This is a genomic window from Enterovirga sp. (genome assembly GCF_035325185.1).
Classification (GTDB): Bacteria; Pseudomonadota; Alphaproteobacteria; order Rhizobiales; family Beijerinckiaceae; genus Enterovirga.
This window is the reverse complement of the sequence record NZ_DAOLAJ010000008.1, coordinates 59841-62957: the sequence shown is the minus strand read 5'-3', so window position 1 is coordinate 62957 and position 3117 is coordinate 59841. Positions and strand designations below refer to the sequence as shown.

The 3117-nt window shown below is 67.6% G+C and carries 2 protein-coding genes and 1 tRNA gene; 2 read left to right on the top strand and 1 reads right to left on the bottom strand.

What is annotated here, in order from left to right; translation table 11 throughout:
• Positions 1–163: 163 nt before the first annotated feature.
• Positions 164–253: transfer RNA gene (locus PKD06_RS03175), tRNA-Ser, on the bottom strand.
• Positions 254–431: 178 nt separating this feature from the next.
• Between PKD06_RS03175 and PKD06_RS03170 the strand changes: the two genes are divergently transcribed.
• Together PKD06_RS03170 and carB are read left to right on the top strand one after the other, a co-directional pair.
• Positions 432–797 (top strand): DUF488 family protein, encoded by a 366-nt coding sequence (locus PKD06_RS03170; RefSeq protein WP_324377541.1) that lies wholly within the window; start codon positions 432–434, stop codon positions 795–797.
• 137 nt (positions 798–934) lie between these two features.
• The coding region (gene carB / locus PKD06_RS03165) for a carbamoyl-phosphate synthase large subunit (protein ID WP_324377540.1) at positions 935–3117 on the top strand (2183 nt) is incomplete at its 3' end.

Genomic DNA, 3117 nt, shown 5'->3' with positions numbered 1-3117 from the left:
CAAAGGGCCATCAGAGACGGACGGCAAAAAATCTCAGATATTCGGCCTCAGCGGGCCTCTGCCGGAATCTGCTCGACAACGGGCTCCGCAAAGTCCCGGAAACAGCGAGGAATTTCGACTGCCCAGAAGCCAAGAAACGTAGTGCCTACAATAACTTAAGTCGTGGCGGAGGGAGGGGGATTCGAACCCCCGAGACGGTTCCCCGCCTACACACTTTCCAGGCGTGCGCCTTCAACCACTCGGCCACCCCTCCACTGCCCACCTCTCGCGACGCGGCGGGCGTCCTGTACCGTTCTCCCTGGCACGACGCAACGCTCCAGTGAATATATATAAAGGCTCGCGCCGGGCGCTGGCAGCATGCCCGGCGCCCAGGCCAGGATGCAGCGGGTAAGGCAATGTCCCATCCATCGTCTCGCCCCTCCCCCCGGATCATGCTGAAGCGTGCCTACGAGGCGCCGTCCCCGGGCGATGGCAGCCGCATTCTGGTGGACAGGCTCTGGCCGCGCGGGCTCCGCAAGGACGCCGCCGCCATCGGAAGCTGGGACAAGGACGTCGCCCCGTCCGCCGATCTGCGCCGCTGGTTCGGGCACGATCCCGCCCGCTGGGACGAGTTCCAGGCGCGCTACCGCGAGGAGCTGCGCATGATCCCCGGCAAGCTCGACGCGCTCGCCGATCTCGCCCGAAGCGGGCCCGTCACGCTCGTCTACGGCGCTCGCGACGAAGAGCATAACCAGGCCGTTGTCCTCCGGCAGGTTCTCCTCCAGATTCTCCGGGAGCGGACGGGCAAGGACGCCTGAGGCATCGGCATCCGCGGCTCGCGCGCAGCTTCCCCTTCCGCGCCGCCCCTGCTACACGGCCCGCCTAGCCCAAGCTTTTTCCCGATCCGACGCGTGCCGGAAGGCGCGCGTCCGGCCGGGCGCGTCCGCGAGTCCTCATGCCCAAGCGTACCGACATCTCCACCATCCTGATCATCGGGGCCGGTCCCATCGTGATCGGCCAGGCCTGCGAGTTCGATTATTCCGGCACCCAGGCCTGCAAGGCGCTGCGCGCCGAGGGCTACCGGATCGTGCTGGTCAATTCGAACCCGGCCACGATCATGACCGATCCCGACCTCGCGCACGCGACCTATGTCGAGCCGATCACCCCGGAAATCGTCGCGAAGATCATCGAGAAGGAGCGCGGCGACCGCGCATGCGGCTTCGCCCTCCTGCCCACCATGGGCGGCCAGACCGCGCTCAACACCGCCCTCTCGCTCAAGAAGATGGGCGTGCTCGACAAATTCGGCGTCGAGATGATCGGCGCGGACGCCGCCGCCATCGACAAGGCCGAGGACCGCTCCCTCTTCCGCGACGCGATGACGAAGATCGGCCTCGAGACGCCCCGCTCGGCCCTCGCCAATCCCTCCGCGTTGAAGAAGGCCGACCGCGAGAAATACCTCGCCGAGCTGGAGGTCGCGCGCGCGAAGGGCCGGGAGGCGCAGTTCGAGGCCGAATGGGCGGCCAACGAGAACGAGCGGCGCAAGCGCTACCAGGAATACGCGCTCGGCCAAGCGCTCCAGGCCCTCTCGCATGTGGGGCTGCCGGCCATTATCCGCCCCTCCTTCACGCTCGGCGGCACGGGCGGGGGCATCGCCTATAACCGCGAGGAATTCCTCGAGATCGTCGAGCGCGGCCTCGACGCCTCCCCCACCAACGAGGTGCTGATCGAGGAGAGCGTGCTCGGCTGGAAGGAATACGAGATGGAGGTCGTCCGCGACAAGGCGGATAACTGCATCATCGTCTGCTCCATCGAGAACGTCGATCCGATGGGGGTGCATACCGGCGATTCGATCACCGTCGCCCCGGCTTTGACGCTGACCGACAAGGAATACCAGATCATGCGCGACGCCTCGATCGCGGTGCTCCGCGAGATCGGCGTCGAGACGGGTGGGTCGAACGTGCAGTTCGCGATCGATCCCGAGAACGGGCGCATGATCGTGATCGAGATGAACCCGCGCGTCTCGCGCTCCTCCGCCCTCGCCTCCAAGGCGACGGGCTTTCCGATCGCCAAGGTCGCCGCCAAGCTCGCCGTCGGCTACACGCTCGACGAGATCGACAACGACATCACCGGGGGGGCGACCCCGGCCTCCTTCGAGCCCACCATCGACTACGTCGTCACCAAGATCCCCCGCTTCGCCTTCGAGAAATTCCCCGGCGCCGAGCCGACCCTCACCACCGCCATGAAGTCGGTCGGCGAGGCCATGGCCATCGGGCGCACCTTCCAGGAATCGCTCCAGAAGGCGCTGCGCTCGCTCGAGACGGGCCTCACCGGGCTCGACGAGATCGAGATCGAGGGGCTCGGCCGCGGCGACGACCACAACGCGGTCAAGGCCGCCCTCGGCACCGCCACGCCCGACCGGCTGCTCAAGGTCGCCCAGGCGCTCCGGCTCGGCTGGAGCCACGACGAGGTCTATGAGAGCTGCCATATCGACCGCTGGTTCCTGGAGCAGATCCAGGGCATCGTCGACCTGGAGGCCAAGGTCCGCGCCCATGGCCTGCCGCAGACGCCCGGCGCCCTCCGGCAGCTCAAGCAGGCGGGGTTCTCCGATGCGCGGCTCGCGGTGCTTTCGGGGCAGGACGAGACGAATGTGCGGGCACTCCGGCGCCGGCTCGGCGTGCGGCCCGTCTTCAAGCGCATCGATACCTGCGCGGCCGAGTTCGCCTCCCCCACCGCCTACATGTACTCGACCTATGCGCCGCCCTTCGCCGGCGCGCCGGTCGACGAGGCGGCTCCCTCGCAGGCCCGCAAGGTGATGATCCTCGGCGGCGGGCCGAACCGGATCGGGCAGGGCATCGAGTTCGACTATTGCTGCTGCCACGCCTGCTTCGCGCTGCGCGACGTCGGCTACGAGACCATCATGGTCAATTGCAACCCGGAGACGGTCTCGACGGATTACGACACCTCCGACAGGCTCTATTTCGAGCCGCTCACGGCCGAGGACGTGCTGGAGATCGTCGATGCCGAGCGCCGCGCGGGCACGCTCCACGGGGTCATCGTCCAGTTCGGCGGCCAGACGCCGCTGAAGCTGGCCAAGGCCCTGGAGAAGGCCGGCGTGCCGATCCTCGGCACGACGCCGGA

Bases quoted from the DNA above. Each gene is read 5' to 3' on its own strand.
- PKD06_RS03170 (WP_324377541.1), top strand. From the start codon at position 432: ATGCTGAAGCGTGCCTACGAGGCGCCGTCCCCGGGCGATGGCAGCCGC.